Here is a 20523-nt window from a genome sequence, read left to right on the forward strand (position 1 = left end):
TCTCACGATGTAACGATAAGGCGGCCAGCAGCTTCCGAAGGACCGACCCTCGGCAGACCCAGGCCAACGGAACTACTGCCCTCCGATAGAGCTACTCCCGGCCCATGAATAACCGTGTATGCCAGTTCGTATAGAGTCCTGGAGCGGGGCAGGACGCGAAGCAATCCCGGCCCTGCAATCCAGGACACTTGCGCCTGCTTCCCGGGACAATTGCATGGCGAAACCGCTGTTCAATTCCGCCGGGACCATTGTCATAATCAAAGCGCACGTCAAGAATGACGTGATGACGGTCTACGTGCGTTCACTTGAAACTGCAGTTCCGACGACAAAGCTGATCCAGTCCGAAGCCCGTGATGTATTCGCCGCGCAGCCGGGTCTTTCCCGGCTTGGTTCACGCCTGGTCACCACCTGCTTTGACGGCGCAGCCATAGACACGAGATTCACGGCAGTCAGCGAACTCACCAACACCTCACGCTCGGACAATCCTCAGTTCTATGACCCGGACACCGGGCTCCTGCTGAATCCCAGCACCAAGGTCCGCAACGACATCTTCGCCCGGGAAGCCACCAAGCTGTTCGTTGAGGCTGCCCGCGCTGCCCTGCAGGCGGCTCCCGAACTGGATTTACTTGACATAACTCACCTCGTGACGGTGTCGTGCACGGGCTTTTTCAATCCGGGCCCGGACTACAAGGTGGTGCGCGAGCTCGGGCTTAGTCCTTCCGTCCAGCGGTATCACCTGGGCTTCATGGGCTGCTACGCGGCGTTTCCGGCGCTCCGCGCTGCGAAGTTGTTCTGTGAATCCGATCCGGACGCGGTGGTCCTGGTGGTCTGCGCCGAACTCTGCTCCCTGCACGTACGCACGTCCAATGATCCGGACACCATCATGGGTTCGGCCCTTTTCGCCGATGGCGCCGCCGCCGCCGTCGTGACCGCACGGCCCGGCGCGGAAGAAGCCGCGCTGCTGAAGCTGGACCACTTCGAAACAGTCCTGACCCCGGTCGGTGAGGACTCCATGGCATGGAACATCGGCGACCATGGGTTCGAGATGGTCCTGGGCACCTATGTGCCCCACATCATCGATGACCACATCGTGGGTGCCCTGCAGCCACTGCTGGCAAAGGACCCGGAATTGGCGGCACTCCCCTACACCGCGATCCCCCACTGGGCCATCCACCCCGGTGGCCGCAGCATCCTGGACAAGGTCCAGTCCCGGCTTGGCCTCAGCGACGCGCAACTGGTTCCGGCGCGGGACATCCTCCGGAACTACGGCAACATGAGCAGTGCCACGGTGCTCTTTGTCCTCAAATACATCCTGGAACAGCCGCTGCTGCCCGGGGATTCCAACGGTGGCGGGCGTATCTGTTCCATGGCTTTCGGCCCGGGATTGACCGTGGAAACGGGGCTGTTCACCAAGCTCCGGCAGTCCATCGCCGCAAACCAGGACCTCGTACGGCAGGACCACGCTGCCGGATTCGCCCCGGAGGCGCGCCAGGACCGGACGCCCACAGAAGCACCCGTGGCCTGACTGGAACGCCAGGCCATGGGGATTCTGCTGCGAACGCGCGCCGCCGGGGACATCGAGCAGATGGACCGCACGGACTGCGATGAAAAGCTCCTGGACAATACTTACCGGCAGTTTTGGGTCATCAACCGGGTGTTGTCCGGCTGGCGGGGCCTGTACAACAGGGAACTGCGCACCATCGTCAAACCGGACAAAAGCCCCGTGACCGTCCTGGACATCGGGTCCGGCGGCGGCGACCTCGCCATCATGCTGGCCCGCTGGGCACACCGGGACGGCACGTCCATGCACGTGACCGGCATTGATCCGGATCCCCGCGCTGCCGCCTTCGCCGGCCGGCGCACCCCCATGCCCGGCGTGGAATTCCGCCAGGCGCACAGCCGTGACCTGGTCCGCGAAGGTGCCAGGTTCGACGTCGTGATCTCCAACCACGTACTGCACCACCTCCAGTCCGGGGAGCTCAAGCAACTGCTGGCAGATTCGGAAACCCTCGCCGGCCACAAGGCGCTGCACAACGATCTCATCCGCAGCACCATCGCATTCTCCCTCTTCGGTGTGGCCGCCCTGCCGTTCCGGAAATCCTTCATCCGGGAAGACGGGCTGACGTCCATCCGCCGCAGCTACACCCATGCCGAGCTTGCCGCAGCCGCTCCCCCGGGGTGGTCCGTGGAGCACTCATCGGTCTTCCACCAGGTCCTGGCCTGCCGGAAGGGCTGAGATGGATGCCGATGTCCTGATCGCCGGCGGCGGTCCCGTGGGCCTGTACCTGGCGGCCGCGCTGCTGCAGGAAGGCGTTTCGGTAAGGGTCTTTGAGCAACGGCAGCAGCGGAACCGGCATACCCGGGCCATCGGCATCCACCCGCCGGCCCTGGAGGCCCTGGCCGCCGTGCGCGTGGCCTCTGCCATGGTGCAGGAGGGTGTCCGCATCCGGTCCGGCATGGCGGTGAGCCGCGGGAAGACGGTGGGCACCATGGCGTTCGACGACGTCTCCAGGGACTTTCCGTTCGTGCTGGCACTCCCGCAGTACAGGACGGAGCAGCTCCTGGAAGAGCGCGTCCTCGCCCTGGACCCCGGTGCAATTGTCAGGGGTGCGAAAGTCACCGGTGTCAGGGACGACGCCGGCACGGTCACCGTCGCGGTGGATGCCGGCGCGGGTGCCACGGCTCCCGGCCGCAGTGCGACGGGGGCTTTGCTGGTCCTGGCCGACGGTGCCCGGTCACGGCTGCGGGATGCGCTCGGGGTTCCGATGGTCCGGAAAACGTATCCCGACCACTACCTCATGGGGGATTTCGACGACGGCACGGACTACGGGGACAAAGCTGTCCTGTTCCTTGAACCGGACGGAATCGTTGAGTCCTTCCCGCTGCCCGGTGGCGTCCGGCGCTGGGTGGTGCGGCTGGGCGCCCCGGCCGGACCGGCGGCAGGGGCCGGCCACCTTGCGGAGCTGGTGCACCGGAGGACCGGGATTCGCCCTGATCCGGCCACGAACTCCATGCTCAGCGCCTTCAACGTGCAGTCCGGAATCGCCCAAAGGACCGTCGCCGGACGGACGGTGCTGCTCGGCGATGCCGCCCATGAGATCAGCCCCATTGGTGGCCAGGGCATGAACCTCGGTTGGCTGGGTGCCCGGGACCTGGTGCCGGTGGCCTGCGCGGCACTGGCCGGTGAAGATCCGGGCACTCAACTCAGCCACTTCGAGCAGAGTCGGCGACGGGCTGCCGTCCTGGCCCGCCGGCAGGCCGAAATCAACATGATGCTGGGCAGGCCGCTGCCGGGCCCGCTCCTGCGGATGCGTACCGCCGGTGTTGCCGCGGCCGCCGCAATTCCGGCAGTGAACCAGTGGGCCGCCAGGCGTTTCACCATGAACTAGCGGCCGCACCAACGACCGGTTTGCCGGGTTACCGGAAGTAGCAGTCGTAGCTGTCCTGGCTCACGATCACGCCGTTGCTGACCTCAAAGACGGACGAGGTCCTGGCCCGGATTGTCTCGCCGCGGTCCCAATACCGCAGATCCATCAGCACCGTGGCAGACCAATCCGCCTCCACCACCACCCGGCCGCCTTCACATGTGGTCCGCCGGACAGTGAACTGCTGGTCCTCCACCACGTCGCGGCTCTGGTTAGCACCGGCCAGCACCGCCGCCAGCGTCCGCGTGGAGCCTTCCGGGGCCAACAGGTGCGGTGCTTCCGTCAGCACGAACTCTGCAGAGAGGAACGGCCGGATGTCCGCCGCCCCGCCACCCGATTCGAGGACCCGGATGAATTCAAGGACGTGTTCCAGCGGGGACGCTGCAGGGAGCGGATCTTCAGCCATGGAGTAGACCCTACCCAACGTCCCCGCCCGCCCTCCGCCAGTAGGCTGTCCCCATGACCCAGACTGTTCCCCCGACAACCGCCGGCGCCGGCCAGATCCGTGAGATTGTCGAGCGGATCCTGGCCGCCGGATCCCTCCCGCCCATCGTCCAGGCCGGACACCCGGCGCTCCGCCAGCGTGCCGCGGACTTTGACGGCCAGCTGTCAGCGGACCAGCTGGACCGCCTGATCGGGATCATGCGGCAGGTCATGCACGAAGCGCCCGGCGTGGGCCTTGCCGCGCCGCAGCTGGGCATCCCCCTGCGGCTCGCCGTCCTGGAGGACCAGTTCGACATCGATCCCGTTGCCGCTGCCCTGCGCAACCGGAGTCCGCTGGATTTCCTGGCCATCCTCAACCCCCGCTACACGCCGCTTGGGGAGGAACACGCGTCGTTCTACGAGGGCTGTCTTTCCCTCAACGGGCTGCAGGCGGTGGTGGCGCGTCCGGAGGCCGTGCTGCTGGAGTACGCAACACCCGACGGCGCGGCGGAGCGGCGTGAGTTCTCCGGCTGGCAGGCGCGCATCGTGCAGCACGAGACGGACCACCTCGACGGCATCCTGTACATAGACCGCGCCCAGCTTCGCTCTTTGAGCAGCAATGCCGAATACGCCGCGCACTGGGCAGAAGCGGGCATTGACAAGGCACGGGAAGGGCTGGGTTTCGACGACGGGCCTGCGGGGATCTCCCTCGGCTGACGGTCACCGCCTCCCTCCGCATGCAGGGCGGGCAGGCTGCATACCCGGGCCGCCCTAAACTGGTTCCCATGCCTTCCGCGGACCTTCCCCTCCTGTGCCCCGTCTGCTCACATCCGCTGGAGTACCTGGAAGCGGAGGCCACGCGCCAGCCGCGCCTGGTATGCCCGTCCGGGCATAGCTTCGACGCCGCGCGCCAGGGCTACTTCAACCTCCTGGTGGGCAAAGGCACACCTTTCGAACCGGACAGCGCCGCGATGGTGGCGTCACGGTACGCCTTCCTGGGGAACGGGCACTACGGGCCGCTGCAGCAGGCCCTGGCCTCCGCCGTCGTACCCGTCCTGCGGCCGGAAGGCGCGGTGGTGCTTGACTCGGGAACGGGGACCGGACACTATCTGCGGGCAATCCTCGATGCTGCAGCTGCCGGGGGGCGGAAGGCGTCCGCCATTGGCCTGGACATCTCGAAATTCGCCCTCAGGCGGGCTGCCCGCCTCAACCCGGAAGCCGTGAGCCTGGTCTGGGACATCTGGCGGCCGCTGCCGGTGGCGGACAACTCGGTGGACGCGGTCACCGTGGTCTTCGCACCGCGGAACCCCGCCGAGTTCGCCCGGGTCCTGCGCCCGGAGGGGGTGCTGGCGGTGGTGACACCGCGGCCCGGACACCTGGCGGGCATCGCGGCCGTGACCGGAATGCTTGGCATTGAAGAGGGCAAGGATGAGCGGCTGGCAGAGGCGATGGCCGGGCACTTCGAGCCCGAAAAGGCCGTGGACGTGGACATACCGCTCAAGTTGGGCCGCGCAGCCGCCGCGGACCTGGCGTTCATGGGACCGGCGGGCCACCACCTTGACCGGGACAAGATCGCCGCCCGCCTCGAAGACTCCACGGAACCGGTGGAAGCCGACGCAAAATTCAGGCTGTCCGTGTTTCGGCCTACTGCCCACGGTGCCCCGTAACGACTTGGCCACTATCCCCCGGCACCCGCTGTGAACCGGCCCACAGGCCAGGTCCGCGGACTAGGATGAAAAGACAGTTGCTGGCGGGTCCGCGGACGCGGCTCCCCCGTGACGAAGGGGGAAGCAGGAATGTTCGAATGGCTTGGGGAAAACTGGTGGGCGTTGTGGCTCACGGCTTTCCTGGCGTTTGCAGTGATCGAGATGATCACCCTTGACCTGTTCTTCATCATGCTTGGCGGCGGATCGCTCGCCGCACTGGTAGCCGATTTTGCCGGCGCCGAGCCCTGGCTCCAGGTAGTCATCTTCTGCATCGTGTCGCTGCTCATGGTGGCCTTTGTCCGGCCCGTGGCACTGTCCCACCTGAAGAAGGGCCCCTCCGAGCAGCGAACCAACGTGGACCGTCTGATCGGTGAGCCGGCCGTGGTGATGGAGGCCGTGACGTCCGACGGCGGCCTGGTGAAAATCGGCGGCGATATATGGAGTGCGCGCTCCGCTGCGGGAGTGCTTCCCGCAGGACAGACGGTGGTCGTAGCGGCCATCGACGGCGCAACAGCAGTGGTTTCGGTACCGCCCACGGCGGCCACCGGGCCTGATACAGCCTGACAATTGGGGAACAAGGAGTTGTATGGAAAACGCAGGCGGAACCGCACTGGCCATCGTGCTGGTGGTTCTGATCGTCTTTGTCATCATAGTTTTGGTCCGGTCCGTCCGGATCATTCCGCAGGCCCGCGCCGGTGTTGTTGAACGGCTCGGCAAGTACCAGCGGACACTCAATCCGGGCCTGACCATCCTGATTCCTTTCGTCGACCGGCTCCTGCCGCTCCTGGACCTGCGTGAACAAGTGGTGTCCTTTCCGCCGCAGCCGGTCATCACCGAGGACAACCTGGTGGTGTCCATCGACACGGTGGTCTACTTCCAGGTGACGGACCCGCGGGCGGCCACGTATGAAATCGCCAACTACATCCAGGCCGTGGAACAGCTCACCACCACCACCCTGCGCAACGTGGTGGGTGGCCTCAACCTGGAGGAAGCCCTCACGTCGCGGGACCAGATCAACGGACAGCTGCGCGGCGTCCTGGACGAGGCCACCGGCCGCTGGGGCATCCGCGTTTCACGGGTGGAACTGAAGGCCATCGATCCGCCCCACTCCATCCAGGACTCCATGGAGAAGCAGATGCGTGCCGAACGCGACCGGCGCGCAGCAATCCTCACGGCCGAAGGTACCAAGCAGTCGGCCATCCTCACCGCCGAGGGGCAGCGCCAGGCGTCCATCCTGGCCGCAGAGGGCGAAGCCAAGGCTGCCATCCTCCGGGCGGACGGCGAATCGCAGGCCATCCAGAAGGTGTTCGACGCCATCCACAAGGGAAACCCGGACCAGAAACTGCTGGCCTACCAGTACCTGCAGACGCTGCCCAAGCTCGCAGAAGGCTCCGCCAACAAGCTCTGGATCATCCCGAGCGAAGTCGGGGAAGCCCTGAAGGGCATTGGCAACGCCCTCGGAGGCACCAATGCGGAAGGCACTGCCGGCGGCACGCTCTTCCAGGACGCACCCACCGAACGCGCCCAGCCATAAGCTGAACGGGAAACGGGGAGGGCTTGGCGGTTGACGCCAAACCCTCCCCGTTTTGTTCCAACAGTGATAACCAACGTATAATTGGGTATTTGTCCGGCAGGAGACTACCAGCTGGAACAACCAAGCTTCGCAATGCGTTGAATCCTATGATGCAGCACAGTGCACAAAGTAGTCCGGCGGTGCCACGGCGCCACCGGCTAGCGCGGAGATTTCATCCGCGAACCGACCAGAGGGAGAAATCATGAGCGATCGCAGCCTGCGGGGCATGCGCCTTGGTGCGCAGAGCATGGAGACCGAGTCCGGAGTTGAGCCGGCTCCGCGCCAGCGGGTCGAATACCGTTGCGCGGATGGCGAGCAGGTCTTCGTCACGTTCTCCTCCGAGGCGGAAATTCCTCCGGTGTGGGTCTCCAAGACCGGTAAGGAAGCGCTCCTGGTTGACGGCGAAAAGCCGGACACCAGCAACGACAAGGCAGTCCGCACCCACTGGGACATGCTGCTGGAACGCCGCTCCCTGCCTGAACTCGAACAGATCCTCGAGGACCGCCTGACCATCCTGCGCGAACGCCGCGGAGAGCGCCGCTCGGCATAAGGCCAGCCGCCAAAAAAGGGGGCGGCCCCGCACTAAGGTGCGGGGCCGCCCCCTTTTTTGGCACCGCCCGGACATCGTCAGCGGCAGCAGTACCGCGAGGCTAGGCCTGCTTGTTCTTCAGCTTTCCGGCCAGCGTGTTCCAACGCGCGGCCAGACCCCATTTGGTGACGTTGATCATGGCTTCGACCACGATGTTGCCGCTCATCTTGGATGCGCCGAGCTCCCGTTCGACGAAAGTGATGGGGCGTTCCTCGATGCGCAGGCCCAGTTTGGCCACGCGCCAGGCCAGGTCCACCTGGAAGCCGTAGCCCACAGAGTCCACCTGGTCCAGGTTGAGCTTTTCCAGGGTGGTCCTGCGGAACGCGCGGTATCCGCCGGTCACGTCCCGGATCGGCAGGCCCAGCATCAACCGGGCGTAGGTGCTGCCCACCCGGGAAATCGCCTGGCGGTACAGCGGCCAGTTGACCACGCTGCCGCCGGGGACCCAGCGCGAGCCCATGGCCAGATCTGCGCCCTGTTCCACGGCTTCAAGCAGTTGGGGAAGCTGTTCCGGCTGGTGGGAACCGTCTGCATCCATTTCCACCAGGACGTCGTAGCCGGCATCCAGGCCCCACTTGAAACCTGCGATGTAGGCAGCGCCCAGGCCTTCCTTGCCCTTGCGGTGCAGGACGTGGACCTGGGAGTCCTCGGCAGCGAAGCCGTCGGCAAGTTGGCCGGTGCCGTCAGGGCTGTTGTCATCGACCACCAGCACGTCCGACGCCGGAACGGCCTTCCGCAGGCGCTGGAGCGTCTTGGGCAGCGATTCCAGTTCGTTGTAGGTGGGAATGATCGTAAGGACGCGCACAGAGGGCCTTTCCTGGTGGAAGTGGTCGGTGCACCTGGTGCCGGGCATGCCGGCCGCAGGCGCAACTCCCCATTATAGGGCGGGGGATTCCCGGGTCAGGAACGCAGGGCCGGGCTGGCGAACAGTTCGGCACCGTCTTTTACGGTTTGCAGGCATACCGGGTCTGAGCCCGTGTCCAGTGCCGGCAGCAAGGGGGTCCTGGCGCGCGGATCGGTGCTCCAGGACTGAACGCGCCCGTCAGCCACCTGGACCATCAGTTCCTCCACCTCCCACACGGCAAAACTCGCGGGAGCCCCGGGCACCAGTTGCCCGGCCATGGGGTTCGGGTGCCGCGCGGCCCGCCAGCCGGCCCGGGTGTGGCCCAGGAAGGCTGCCCGCGCAGAAATACGCTGGTCCGGGTTGTGGTGTTCCACGCAGGCGCGCACGCTGGACCAGGGACGCAGGGGCGTGACGGGGCTGTCGCTGCCGAAACAGACGGGAACTCCGGCCGAGTGGAACGCGGCGAACGGATTCATCGACCGGCTTCGGTCCCCCAGCCGCTGCTCGTAGAGGCCACCGGGGCCGCCCCAGGCAGCGTCGAAGGAGGGCTGTGCGCTGACGGTCACGGAGTAGTGCGCCAGTCTGGCCACGGCTTCGGCATCGGCCATCTCCACGTGCTCAAACCGGTGGCCTGCGGCGCGCACCCGCTGCTCCCCCACTTCCCTGGCGGCAAGGTCCAGCGCTTCGAGCGCAGCATCCAGTCCGGCGTCACCAATCACGTGGAACCCGCCCTGGATCCCGGCAAGGGAGCAGGCGGCAAGGTGGGCTGCTGCCTGGTCCACGCTCAGGTACAAGGTGCCGCGCTCCTGTCCGGCATCGCTGTAACCGGCGCGCAGGGCGGCGGTGCGCGAGCCCAGGGAACCATCGATGTTCAGGTCTCCTGCAAGGCCCCGGACTCCCGCCCCCAGCTCTGCCACCAGCGCGCGGGCCTGTTCCTCGGAGGAGACCAGCCCGCCCCAGTACGGCATGACTTCGGGAAAAAGGGGCTCCCCGGTTCCGGCGGCGTTCCATGCTGCCGCGAGCCGCAGGTCTTGGGCGCCGCCGATGTGCGGTGCACCCATTTCGGCCAGGGCGACGTAGCCGTTGGCGGCCGCTTCCGCCAGGGCCCGGGCCTGGAGCCGCTTCAGCTCATCCTGCGGCAGTTGCCGGGTCGCCAGCCGTGCTGCCTCGTGGGCGGCCCGCGTCACCCGGGCGCCGCCGTCGTACCCGTCCCGGTTCTGAAGGTCCGCGGACTGTGCCAGCGACGTTGACACCAGCGCCGAGTGCACGTCCACACGGGAGAGATACACCGGCCTGCCTCCAGCGGCCCGGTCGAGTTCTTCTGCAGTGGGCAGGGCCGGGTCCGCCCAGGTGGCCTCGTCCCAGCCGTGGCCGAGCACCGGTCCATTCCCGGCGGCCCCGGCGACTGCGTCCAGCACTTCCCGGGCCGACTTGAGCGTTCCCAGCTGGAGTGACTCCAGGGCGATTCCGGTTTCGGTCAGGTGCATGTGTGAGTCGACGAAGCCCGGCGCAACCAGGGCGCCGCGGAGGTCGATGAGTTCCATGGAGCTGTCGGCAATGGACGAGGCCGCCTGCTCCGATCCAACCCAGGCAACAGTGTCCCCATCCACAAGCATTGCCGTGGCGAACGGGTCAGCCGCGGTGTACACGGATCCGTTGCGGTACAGCACCGGAGTGGGACGGTCGGCGTTGCGGGGTGCGGGATCAGGGCGGGGCATAAAGGCAGGACTCCTGGGATAGTGCAGGCCGGTTGCAGCCGGCAAGGGGTGAGGTGTGACTAGAGGACGGACGAGTAGGCCACGACGCCGCGGCGGATGAGGTTGATCGCTTCGGCGCAGAGCCGTGCCAGGCGCGGATCGAGGCCGGGGATCTTGGCGAGCTGGTCCAGCAGGTCCACCACCTGCTTGACCCAGCGGACAAAGTCACCGGCGGCAAGGTCGGTGCCGCTCAGGACGTCCTGGAGGTGGCGTCCGCGGGCCCACTTGTACAGGGGCCAGACAAGTCCGAGTTCAGGTTCGCCGGTCAGTGGAAGCTTGTTCTCCTCCTCCACGTCTTCAAGGACGGACCATTCCTTGACCACGATGTCCACGGAGGTCTCCAGGGAGACGCTGGGCATGCGCGGCCGCAGGCCCCGGTCTTCGCGTTTGGCCTGGTAGACCAGCACGCTGGCCAGGGCAGCGACTTCGGCGGCGTCCAGGTCATCGAACGCGCCCAGCCGCAGCGACTGTGAGATCAGCAGGTCCTTCTCGCCGTAGATCCGGCGCAGCCGCTGGCCGTCCGGGCTGATGTTCAGGCGGCCGTCGCCGGTGTCTTCGAGGTATCCGTAGGCGGACAGGACGTCGCACACCCGGTCGAAGGTTTTGGCGATCGTGTTGGTGCGGCCCTGGATTTGGCGGACCAGGCCATCCGTTTCACGCCGCAGTTTCCACCACCGCTCCGACCACCGGGCATGGTCTTCGCGTTCGCTGCATCCGTGGCAGGGGTGTGCCTTGAGGGCCCGGCGCAGTTCGGCGATGCGCCGCTCTTGGTTGGGAAAGGCGGCGCGGCCGAAATCGTGGTTGCGGTTCTGCCCGGGAGCAGGCGGCCGGTTCTCGCGCAGGGCGTTCCGTGCGCTGGAGGCAAGGTCCCGCCGGGACTTGGGCACCTTGGCATTGAAGGATTTGGGAATGCGGATCCGGGTAACCGGCGCGATGGGTCCTTCCAGGTCGTCCGTTCCTATCCGGCGCAGCTGGTTGTCCAGGGTGAGCACGGCAGGCCGGGGTTCGCGGCTGCTGTGGTCAGAGCTGAGGACGACGGCGGGCCCCGGGGCACGCCCGCCGGGAACGTTGACCACGTCCCCGGGCAGGAGGCGGGCCAGGGAGTCGTCACTGAGTGACTTCTGAACCCGGGACTTGGTCCGGGAGGTGGCACTCTCGGCATCGGAAAGCTCCCTGCGCAGCCGGGCATACTCCGTGAAGTCGCCAAGGTGGCAGGTCATGGACTTGGCGTAACCCGCAAGGGACTCCTCACGGCTCCGCACCTGCCTGGCCAGGCCAACCACCGAGCGGTCGGCCTGGAACTGGGCAAAGGACGATTCCAGGATTTCCCGGGCCCTGGCACGCCCAAACTGTGCCAGGAGGTTGATGCTCATGTTGTAGGTGGGCCGGAAACTGGAGTTCAGCGGATAGGTCCGCCGCGACGCCAGGCCTGCCACCGCCGTCGGGTCCGTCCCCGGCTGCCACAGCACCACGGCGTGGCCCTCGACGTCGATGCCGCGCCGCCCGGCGCGGCCGGTGAGCTGGGTGTATTCGCCCGCGGTGATGTCCACGTGGGCTTCCCCGTTGAACTTGTCCAGCTTTTCCAGGACCACCGAGCGGGCGGGCATGTTGACACCCAGGGCGAGGGTCTCAGTGGCGAAAACCGCCTTGACCAGGCCGTCGGCGAAAAGTCTTTCGACCACTTCCTTGAAGGTGGGCAGCATGCCGGCATGGTGGGCTGCGAAACCCCGGAGCAGGCCGTCCCGCCACGTCCAAAAACCCAGGACGTCGAGGTCGTCCGGCGGGATGTCCTGCCCGGCCTCGTCCACCCGCTGGGCGATGATCCGCTGCTCCTTTTCCGTGGTGAGCCACAGGCCCGAACCAACGCACTGCGCCACGGCCGCTTCACAGCCGGCACGGGAGAAGATGAAGGTGATGGCAGGCAACAGGTCCATCCGGTCCAGGCTGGCGATTACCTGCGGACGGCTGGCGGGGCGGACCCCCGTTTGTTCGCTCCTGCCCGGGCGGTCATAACCGTTGCGGCCACGCTGGCCGCGGCGTCCGGCGCCGGGGCGGCTGCGGAAGCTCTGCTGGCTTTCGCTGCGGGCAACAGTGAGGAGGTCCGGGTTGACGTCGAAACCGCGGCCCTTGGCGGTGTCAACGGATTTGCCGGTCGCGGCAGGCTGCCGGCCCTCTTCCTCGACGGGCGGGGCGATCTCGTCGAAGGTGGTCTCTCCGGCGAACAGGTCCATGATCTGCCGGCCCACCATGACGTGCTGCCACAGCGGCACCGGCCGGTGCTCGGAGACGATGATGTCCGTGTCCCCGCGGACGGTGTCCAGCCAGGCGCCGAACTCCTCGGCGTTGGAGACGGTTGCACTGAGCGAGGCGACCTGGACCTCGCTGGGCAGGTGGATGATGACTTCCTCCCACACTGCCCCGCGGAACCTGTCGGCGAGGTAGTGGACCTCGTCCATGACCACGTAGCCGAGGTCCTCCAACGTGGCAGAATCCGCGTAAAGCATGTTCCGTAGGACTTCGGTGGTCATCACCACCACCTGCGCGTCGCCGTTGATGCTGGTGTCGCCGGTCAGGAGGCCCACATTCTCTGCACCGTACTTTTCGCTGAGTTCAGTGAATTTCTGGTTGCTGAGGGCTTTGATGGGGGTGGTGTAAAAGGCCTTCAGGCCCCGCTGCAGGGCGAGGTAGATGGCGAACTCCCCCACGATGGTCTTCCCGGCTCCGGTCGGGGCCGCCACCAGGACTCCCCTGCCTTCCTGAAGCGAACGGCACGCCTGCCGTTGAAAGTCGTCAAGTTCGAACTCGAGGGTCCGGATAAAGGACCCAAGGTACGTGGCCGCCTCTGCCCGGCGCTCGGCGCTGGCACGGTATCTCTCGGCTGGAGAAAGTTCTTCAGGATCGACGGGGCCGGTGGAGAAGGGTCCGGTGGTGGAGGACATACCCCAAGCCTAGCGGCACGCTACAGCTTCTTGAGTTCACTGCCGGGGGTGGCGATATCGGCTGTGGCCTCGGTCTCTTCCACCTGCCGGGCCTGCCGGCGTTCGCGGCGTTTGTCGTTCATGATGCAAATGCCAATCGCTGCAAAGAAGAGCGCCAACAGCGGTCCGGCCAGCATGAACATCGAAATGGCATCAGCACCCGGCGCTGCGATTGCTGCCAGGACAAACACCAGGAAGACGGTGATGCGCCAGGCCTTCAGGATGGTGCGGCCCGAAACGATGCCCGCCATGTTGATGCCAACCAGCACCACGGGGACCAGGAAGGCCAGGCCCAGCATCAGCACCATGCGGGTGACGAATTCAATGTAGGTCCGGGCGTCGATGACGCTGGAGGACCCCTCCGGAGTGAACTGGGTCAAGGCGTGAACCACCTGGGGCACCACCAGCCACCCTACCCAGATTCCGGCAAGGAACAGGGGGATGGCAGCGGCCATGTAGCCCAGGGTGTAGCGGCGTTCCTTGGACGTCAGCCCGGGCGTGATGAACGCCCAGAGCTGGTAGATCCAGATGGGGCTGGAGATGACCGCCCCGATGAGGAGCGACATCTGCAGCTTGAAGTCAAAAGGCGACGCGATGGTTCCGAAGTTGATGGCCGCAAGGCCTCCGGTCTCACTCGAAATCCGGTTTACCGGTTCAGCCAGTGCCTTCAACAGCGGATCGTAAAGTATCCAGCCCCCAATACCGCCGATGACGACGCCGATAGCCGACTTGATCAGCCGGTTCTTCAGCTCCTTGAGGTGCTCCCAAAGGGACATCCGCCCCTCGGGATTGGCTTTACGGGCCCGCGACAGTGCCACGGGAGGTCAGGCGCGGGTCGACGGCGGAACGTCAGTGCCGTCTGTCGGCTCACCGGGCTTCGCCTTGGGGTGGTTCACGATGGTGCCTTCCACCGGGCCGGTGGCCTCGGTGGACTCGGCTTTGCCGTCATTCTTCATTTCCTTGACCTCGGACTTGATGATCCGCATTGACTGTCCCAGGCTGCGGGCCATGGCCGGAAGCTTGGGGGCGGCGAAGAGAAGCAAAGCAACGACGATAATGATTACGATCGGCCAGGGGCCATCAAAGAGTCTTCCCACGGGAAATCCTTTCCTCTAAATACATCCTACTTCTATGTGAAGTCGAGATCTCCGAGCGCCTGCGGCTGGCCCCGGTCCTTTTTGCGCTGCACTCGCCGGCGGCGGCGGTCTTCGCGCCGGGCCGATTTGGATGCCTCGTAATCATGTCGCATCACGGCGGGTGAGGCAAAAACGGCGGAACCCGGAAGCGGCCGTTCCGGGTCCGCGGATTCCTGCGCTTCGACGGGGTTCAGGTGCCCCAGCTTTTCACCGGCAGCACTGAGGTCCTTGACGGTCGCCATGAACTGGCGGAAGAGACGGATGCCCAGCAGGACATAGAACAGCAGGGACACTGCAACGAGCGCCACCCATATGAGAATCCAGGACCACCAAGGCATGCTGAGAAGTCTATCCGGCGTACCTGTCCAGCGATGCCGCAAGCCAGTCCCGCGCGGCGTCAGCCAGCCCGGCAGGAGCCAGGATCCGGGCCGAACCGCCGTGCTGGGCCACGAACATCGGCAGCCACGCGGTGTTGCCGAACCTGAGCTGGGCCACCAGCCCGCCGTCGGGCAACTCTGCGGTGCGCTCCGCGTAATAGTCATCCGCCAGCCCCCTCCCCTGCCGGGTGAGCTGGACAGTGACTGTTGTGTCGTCGTCGTTCGCAGTGAAAAGTTTGGCGGGAACCCCGCCTTCGGGCGGCCCGTGCACCGTGGCGGCCCGGCCGTTGGGCCGCACGTCCTGGACCCGGTCCAGCCGGAAATTCCGGAGCCCGTCCACCAGATGGCACCAGGCCTCGAAGTACCAGGTGTTGTCCAGGGAGTACAGCCGCAGCGGGTCTACGTCGCGCTCGGTGACCGCGTCACGCTGGGGTGAGAGGTAGGTCAGGTGGAGTTGTGCGCCGGTCCCGATGGCCTGGCGGACCGTGGCGTGGGTCGCGGCGTCTGCGGGAGCCACCTGCGGCCCGGCGATGGAGGCAGCACGGAGTCCTTCCTCCCCGGCCGCGGCCAGCAGCTTCAACGTGACCGATTCCAGGGCACCGCCGCCGGGCAGGTCGGGCAGCCCATTGAGCGTTTCAAGTCCGGTCAGCAGGGCACAAGCCTCCGCCACCGTAAACCGGACCGGCTTCTTCAGGTCAAGGTCCTGGGTGATGAAGACGTGGTCATCCTCCCACTGGATATCGAGCAGGTCATCCGGATACCCCTCGGGCAATCCGGAGCAAATGAGGATCCGGAGGTCTGCCTCCAGCTCGTCACGGGTGACGCCAAAGTGCTTTGCCACGTCCTGGATGTGCAGGCCCTGGTTATGGACCAGGAACGGGACCAACTGCAGCATGCGCTTGAGCTGGTCCTCCGAGGTTCCCTTCCGGGCCGTCCGCGCACGGGCATCAGGGAACGAGTAGACGGGGACGGGCGAAGCGCTGAATCGGGCAGCGGCCTGGAGCCGGCGCCGCACCGCTCCCACCAGCTCCGCGGGCTCCACTGCCAGGGCATCGGGTCCATAGCTGGCCAGCTCTTCGGCGAGGACCTCCGGATCACGGTATTCCACGACCAGGCGGTCGTCGCCGTCGGCAGGCCGGCCGGGCGCCTGGTGGTGCGCGCCTTCAACGGCCCGGCTCCGCAGCGTCAGCAGGCGCCCCTGTCTGACGTCCACGACGGCGGTGCGCAGCGGCAGTTCAGGCAACCGGTCCAGTTCAGCGCGGATGCTGAAGTTGGCGGGCGGGACGTACTGCTCCCTGCTGAGGGTTGTCACGGCGCTCGTGAAGCGCGACAGGCGGAAGTGCCTGGCTGCGTTTCGGCCCCGGTCGTAGCCCATGAGGTACCACTGGCCGAAGCGGCTGCCCAACCCCCAAGGCTCTACAGACCGTTCCTCCTCCTTGCCGGTGCTTCCGGCCAGGTATGTGAAGCTCACGGGATGGCGGGCATGCATGGCTGCAACGATGTCGTCGAAGGCCTGGCCGGCCGGTTTGATCCGCGGCTGGACGCCTGCCGGGAGTTCCACCTCGGCCAGCCTTCCCGATGCCTGGAGTTTGCGAAGTGCGCTTTGGGCAGCTGTCCCCAATGCGGCGCGCTCCCAAAGTTGGGAAGCGAGCAGGAGGACCGTCCACTCTTCCGGCCCCAGCTGGACGTCCGGGAGGCGGCTGGATTCCTTGCCGATGCGGTACCTGGTGGTGGCGGGGTCATCCTCGCTCCAGCCCAGGTCCGTCAGGGTTTCCACCTCGAACCCCATGGCCCTCAGGTCGTTCTTGTCCCGCTCGAACATCCGCCCGAAGGCGACGTCATTGCCGGAGGTGTCGTGGTAGACCTTCTCGCGCAGCTCGCTGCGGCGCAACCCGTAGCGGGTGTTCAGCAAGGCAATGAGCAGGTTGAGGAGTCGTTCAGTGCGGGATACGGACACCTTGGTTACGTTACTAAACTCCCCGGGTGAAAGCAGAAAGCGCGGCAGCGCGGGAGGTTGTCCTCCCTGCTGCCGCGCTTCACGGTGCGATCAGTTTCCGCGTGTGCCGTCGACTTAGCGGACGGCGACGAGGTCCACGACGAAGATCAGTGCCTCGTTGGGGGCGATGGCTCCGCCGGCACCGCGCGAGCCGTAGGCCAGCTCGGAGGGGATCTCCAGGCGGCGGCGGCCGCCGACCTTCATGCCCAGGAGGCCCTGGTCCCAGCCCTGGATGACCTGGCCGACGCCGACCCGGAAGTCCAGCGGTGCGCCGCGGCCCCAGGAGGCGTCGAATTCTTCGCCTGTGGACCAGGCAACGCCGACATAGTGGGTGGAGACGGTGTCCCCTGCCTTGGCTTCCTTGCCGTCACCCTCGATGAGGTCCGTGATAACGAGTTCCGTGGGGACGTCGCCTTCCGGGAAGTCGATCTCGGGCTTCTGGCGGTCGAATTCCCGCTGTCCAAACGACATGCTTGCTCCTATTGAGTGAGTGGTGATGGGTGCCGCGAAGGACGCGGCGTCCCTGTAAGTCTTGCTACTTGACCCCGAGGATGTCCACTACGAAGACCAGGTCGCCCTTCGCCTGGCCCTGGCCGGCGTCTCCGTAGGCCAGGTCCTTGGGGATGACCAGCAGGACGCGGGAGCCCACGGTCTTACCCGCGAGGCCCTGGGTCCAGCCCTTGATGACGCCCGAGAGCGGGAAGGTGGCGGGCTGGCCGCGGTCGAAGCTGGAATCGAACTTGGTGCCGTCGGAGAGGTTGACGCCCACGTAGTTCACAGTCAGCGTGTCGGATTCCTTGACGGTGGCGCCCGTGCCCTTGATCAGGTCCTGCGACACGAGTGCCGTGGGGGCAGGTGCACCTGCAACGTTGATCTCAGGTACGCCGTCCTTTTCCGTCACAGTCGGCAGGCCGGCCGGCGGCGTCACGGCGTCGCCCTGCGGCTTGTCCAGGACGGGAGTGGGGGCCGAGGCGGAGAGTACCTTGATGATCAGCAGCTGGGTCGGGGCAGCTGCGGCACTGGGGCTGGGGCTGGGGCCGTCGGAGGGGCTGGGGCTTGCCGAAGGAGCACTCTGCTGGCCGGGGACGGCCAGGGCAAGGCTTGAACCTACTTTGGCACCCACGAAAGCGTTGTAGATGACGGCGCTGCCGGTTTTGAGCTCATCGTTCAGCTCAAGGCTTTCAGGCTCGTTGGGGAAAGTGTCCTCCAGCTGGGAACCGTCCGTACCGTTCAAGGCAAGGATGGAGATCTTGGCCACCTGGTTTGCCTTGACGGTGTCGCCGCTGCCTTCAGAGACCACTTTGATGGTCGGCTGGGAAACGGCCAGGGGCTTGTCGAAATCCACACCCGGGGCCTTCTTGTCCCCGTTGTCGGTCAGCTTGAGGGAGTCGAACTTTGCAGTCTCCCCGGCGGACTGGCTGCTCGGCTGGGGCTGCGGGGCTGTACCGCCGCAGGCGGTCAGGAGCAGCAGGCCGGGAAGGAGGATTGCTAGTAGTCGGCGCACGTAGTAAAACTTTCGTCGGGGCAGGGTGGAGACGGCTTTCCGCCAGGCGGCGGACAATGCCGTGGGAGGCCCCCTTAAAAGGGACCTTATCCAGAATAGACCCTGAAGCTGGACGTCAGCCCGGAGCCGATCAACCCATGGAGTCCAGCAGCGCATCCACCCGCTCGTCGACGCTGCGGAAGGGGTCCTTGCACAGGATTGTCTGGTGGGCACGGTCGTTGAGTTTCAGGTGCACCCAGTCCACGGTGTAGTCCCGCCCCAGTTCCTGCGCACGCCGGACAAAGTCCCCGCGCAGTTTGGCGCGGGTGGTCTGTGGCGGCGCATCCACGGCACCCTTGATGACGGTGTCGTCGACAATGCGGCGCACCGCACCCCGGGACTGCAGGAGATAGAAAAGCCCCCGGCTGCGCGAAATGTCGTGGTACGTCAGATCAAGCTGGGCGATCCGCGGCGCCTCCAGGCCCAGGCCGTGGCGTTCGCGGTAGTTGTCCATCAGCTTCTTCTTGATGGCCCAGTCGATTTCGGTGTCGATCCCCCGGGTATCGCCGGACTCGATCGCATGGAGCGTCCGCTCCCACAAGTCCAGGATCACGGGAACGTGCGGGTTGTGGGCGCCATGCTCCTTGACGAAGGCGGTCACCTTGGTCAAGTACTCCTGCTGGATTTCCAGGGCGGTGAGCTGACGTCCGTTGGCCAGGCGGACCAACGCGCGGCCGCTGAGGTCGTGGGAGATTTCCCGGATGCTGCGGATGGGGTTTTCCATCCGCATGTCCCGCATGATCACGCCGGCCTCGATCATCCGGAGGACCAGGTCCACGGTGCCGACCTTCATCAGCGCGGTGGCCTCGGACATGTTCGAGTCCCCCACGATGACGTGGAGCCGCCGGTAGAACTCGGCGTCGGCATGCGGCTCGTCCCGGGTGTTGATGATGGGCCGGGAACGGGTGGTGGCGGAAGAGACGCCTTCCCAGATGTGGTCGGCCCGCTGGGAGAAGGCATAGGTGGCACCGTGGGGCGTCTTCAGGATCTTCCCTGCACCGGCGATGAGCTGCCGGGTGACCAGGAACGGAATCAGGATTTCAGCCAGGCGGGAAAATTCCCCGCGCCGCGGAATCAGGTAATTCTCATGGCTGCCGTATGAGTTCCCTGCGGAATCGGTGTTGTTCTTGAACAGGTACACGGTGCCGTTGAAGCCTTCAGCTGCAAGGCGCGCCTGGGCCTCATCCACCAGGTCGTCAAGGATGAGTTCGCCGGCACGGTCGTGGGCGATCAGCTGCGCAAGGTCATCGCACTCCGCCGTCGCGTACTCGGGGTGGGATCCGACGTCGAGGTACAGCCGGGAACCGTTGGTGAGGAACACATTGGAGGAACGCCCCCAGCTGACCACCTTCCGGAACAGGTACCGCGCCACCTCCTCCGGGGCAAGAGGCCTCGAGTCGGGGCTCGAGTAGGAGATCCCAAACTCGGTTTCGATGCCGAAGATTCTCTTGTCCACGTGGTCCTCCTAGGCCAGCAGTGCTGTGATGTCCGCGTCGTTCAGCCTGCGGAAGGCACGCCGGGTGCCGCGGGAGCTTTCGGACAGCCGGTCCAGGACGGCCACTTCCAATGCACTGGGCGGCAACGGCGCCGCGGGCTGCTCACCCTCCTGGACGGGCGTAAGTCCCTTGATGGCCAGCCGGACGGCGTCGGCGAAGCCCAACGAAGCCTGCCATCCTGCATCGATGGCCGATGACACTTTCTCAGCCTGTCCACCCATGACGACAAAGCTGTGCTCGTCGGCGATCGAGCCGTCGAACGTCAGCCGGTAGAGGTGGTCCTCGGCCTGCGAGGACCCTACTTCGGCAACGGCGAGTTCCACCTCGAAGGGCTTCTGCTCGGCGGTGAAGACAGCGCCCAGGCTTTGGGCGTACACACTGGCCAGGCCGCGGGCGGTGACGTCCTCGCGGTCGTACGAGTATCCGCGGACGTCGGCGTAGCGGACGCCGGCCTGGCGGAGGCTTTCGAATTCGTTGTACTTGCCGACGGCGGCGAACGCGATTTTGTCGTAGATCTCGCCGATCTTGTGCAGGGACGGCGAAGGGTTCTCGGCTACGAGGGCGATGCCGTCGGCGCAGCTGATGACAACCACTGAGCGGCCGCGGGCGATGCCTTTCCGCGCGAAATCCGCGCGGTCCTTCATCAGTTGTTCTGGTGAGACATAGAACTGCTGGGTCAT

At 66.0% G+C, this 20523-nt stretch carries 20 protein-coding genes; 8 read left to right on the plus strand and 12 right to left on the minus strand.

All coding sequences use genetic code 11. The annotated features are described in order from the left end of the window. Positions 1 to 283 precede the first annotated feature (283 nt). The 3 genes from MRBLMD1_RS10575 to MRBLMD1_RS10585 are packed head-to-tail and all read left to right on the plus strand — an operon-like array spanning position 284 to position 3389. Positions 284 to 1525 carry a type III polyketide synthase gene (locus tag MRBLMD1_RS10575; RefSeq protein WP_224026111.1) on the plus strand — a complete coding sequence of 414 codons (1242 nt, stop codon included), beginning with the start codon at positions 284 to 286 and terminating at the stop codon, positions 1523 to 1525. Between the two features lie 15 nt (positions 1526 to 1540). Further along, complete coding sequence (locus MRBLMD1_RS10580) at positions 1541 to 2236, plus strand: class I SAM-dependent methyltransferase (RefSeq protein WP_364399359.1); 696 nt, start codon at positions 1541 to 1543, stop codon at positions 2234 to 2236. Between the two features lies 1 nt (position 2237). Further along, entirely contained in the window at positions 2238 to 3389 is a 1152-nt protein-coding gene (locus tag MRBLMD1_RS10585) for an FAD-dependent oxidoreductase (RefSeq protein WP_364399361.1), read from the plus strand. A 28-nt stretch (positions 3390 to 3417) separates the two neighbouring features. Here MRBLMD1_RS10585 and MRBLMD1_RS10590 read toward each other — a convergent pair whose 3' ends face one another. Next, the gene (locus tag MRBLMD1_RS10590; RefSeq protein WP_364399363.1) at positions 3418 to 3831 is read right to left on the minus strand and encodes a nuclear transport factor 2 family protein; all 414 of its coding nucleotides are present in this window, start codon (positions 3829 to 3831) and stop codon (positions 3418 to 3420) included. A gap of 53 nt (positions 3832 to 3884) precedes the next feature. On the opposite strand from MRBLMD1_RS10590, the gene MRBLMD1_RS10595 reads away from it, so the two are divergent. From MRBLMD1_RS10595 to MRBLMD1_RS10615, 5 genes are all read left to right on the plus strand, one after another. Next, a complete protein-coding gene (locus tag MRBLMD1_RS10595) occupies positions 3885 to 4565 on the plus strand; it encodes a peptide deformylase (RefSeq protein ID WP_364399365.1) in 681 nt (226 codons plus the stop codon). A 68-nt stretch (positions 4566 to 4633) separates the two neighbouring features. Next, on the plus strand, positions 4634 to 5515 hold the full coding sequence (locus MRBLMD1_RS10600; protein ID WP_364399367.1) for a methyltransferase domain-containing protein: 882 nt from the start codon (positions 4634 to 4636) through the stop codon (positions 5513 to 5515). A 129-nt stretch (positions 5516 to 5644) separates the two neighbouring features. Beyond that, positions 5645 to 6118: an NfeD family protein gene (locus MRBLMD1_RS10605; protein ID WP_141160411.1), complete on the plus strand. Its 474-nt coding sequence runs from the start codon at positions 5645 to 5647 to the stop codon at positions 6116 to 6118. A gap of 22 nt (positions 6119 to 6140) precedes the next feature. Further along, positions 6141 to 7088: an SPFH domain-containing protein gene (locus MRBLMD1_RS10610; RefSeq protein WP_275180132.1), complete on the plus strand. Its 948-nt coding sequence runs from the start codon at positions 6141 to 6143 to the stop codon at positions 7086 to 7088. Between the two features lie 241 nt (positions 7089 to 7329). Then, a complete protein-coding gene (locus MRBLMD1_RS10615; RefSeq protein WP_026266052.1) occupies positions 7330 to 7677 on the plus strand; it encodes an RNA polymerase-binding protein RbpA in 348 nt (115 codons plus the stop codon). A gap of 100 nt (positions 7678 to 7777) precedes the next feature. Here MRBLMD1_RS10615 and MRBLMD1_RS10620 read toward each other — a convergent pair whose 3' ends face one another. From MRBLMD1_RS10620 to prcA, 11 genes are all read right to left on the minus strand, one after another. Beyond that, on the minus strand, positions 7778 to 8521 hold the full coding sequence (locus MRBLMD1_RS10620) for a polyprenol monophosphomannose synthase (protein WP_159631973.1): 744 nt from the start codon (positions 8519 to 8521) through the stop codon (positions 7778 to 7780). A 95-nt stretch (positions 8522 to 8616) separates the two neighbouring features. Further along, positions 8617 to 10278, minus strand: a complete 1662-nt coding sequence (locus MRBLMD1_RS10625) for an amidohydrolase (RefSeq protein WP_364399371.1) — start codon at positions 10276 to 10278, stop codon at positions 8617 to 8619. A 59-nt stretch (positions 10279 to 10337) separates the two neighbouring features. Continuing rightward, positions 10338 to 13256, minus strand: a complete 2919-nt coding sequence (locus MRBLMD1_RS10630; RefSeq protein ID WP_364399373.1) for a DEAD/DEAH box helicase — start codon at positions 13254 to 13256, stop codon at positions 10338 to 10340. Positions 13257 to 13276: 20 nt separating this feature from the next. Beyond that, on the minus strand, positions 13277 to 14071 hold the full coding sequence (gene tatC, locus MRBLMD1_RS10635; protein ID WP_224026104.1) for a twin-arginine translocase subunit TatC: 795 nt from the start codon (positions 14069 to 14071) through the stop codon (positions 13277 to 13279). 48 nt (positions 14072 to 14119) lie between these two features. Beyond that, complete coding sequence (gene tatA, locus MRBLMD1_RS10640) at positions 14120 to 14392, minus strand: Sec-independent protein translocase subunit TatA (RefSeq protein WP_255172249.1); 273 nt, start codon at positions 14390 to 14392, stop codon at positions 14120 to 14122. A gap of 32 nt (positions 14393 to 14424) precedes the next feature. Beyond that, on the minus strand, positions 14425 to 14769 hold the full coding sequence (locus MRBLMD1_RS10645; protein ID WP_364399376.1) for a hypothetical protein: 345 nt from the start codon (positions 14767 to 14769) through the stop codon (positions 14425 to 14427). A 10-nt stretch (positions 14770 to 14779) separates the two neighbouring features. Then, positions 14780 to 16765: a helix-turn-helix transcriptional regulator gene (locus tag MRBLMD1_RS10650; RefSeq protein ID WP_364399378.1), complete on the minus strand. Its 1986-nt coding sequence runs from the start codon at positions 16763 to 16765 to the stop codon at positions 14780 to 14782. 114 nt (positions 16766 to 16879) lie between these two features. Continuing rightward, positions 16880 to 17275 carry an FKBP-type peptidyl-prolyl cis-trans isomerase gene (locus tag MRBLMD1_RS10655; protein ID WP_159631980.1) on the minus strand — a complete coding sequence of 132 codons (396 nt, stop codon included), beginning with the start codon at positions 17273 to 17275 and terminating at the stop codon, positions 16880 to 16882. Between the two features lie 64 nt (positions 17276 to 17339). Then, positions 17340 to 18308, minus strand: a complete 969-nt coding sequence (locus tag MRBLMD1_RS10660) for an FKBP-type peptidyl-prolyl cis-trans isomerase (RefSeq protein WP_364399380.1) — start codon at positions 18306 to 18308, stop codon at positions 17340 to 17342. Positions 18309 to 18438: 130 nt separating this feature from the next. Then, positions 18439 to 19803, minus strand: a complete 1365-nt coding sequence (gene pafA, locus MRBLMD1_RS10665; RefSeq protein WP_159631981.1) for a Pup--protein ligase — start codon at positions 19801 to 19803, stop codon at positions 18439 to 18441. Positions 19804 to 19812: 9 nt separating this feature from the next. Next, entirely contained in the window at positions 19813 to 20523 is a 711-nt protein-coding gene (gene prcA / locus MRBLMD1_RS10670) for a proteasome subunit alpha (RefSeq protein WP_224026100.1), read from the minus strand.

Source organism: Pseudarthrobacter sp. LMD1-1-1.1, from assembly GCF_040676255.1.
In the GTDB taxonomy this organism is placed as follows: Bacteria; Actinomycetota; Actinomycetes; order Actinomycetales; family Micrococcaceae; genus Arthrobacter.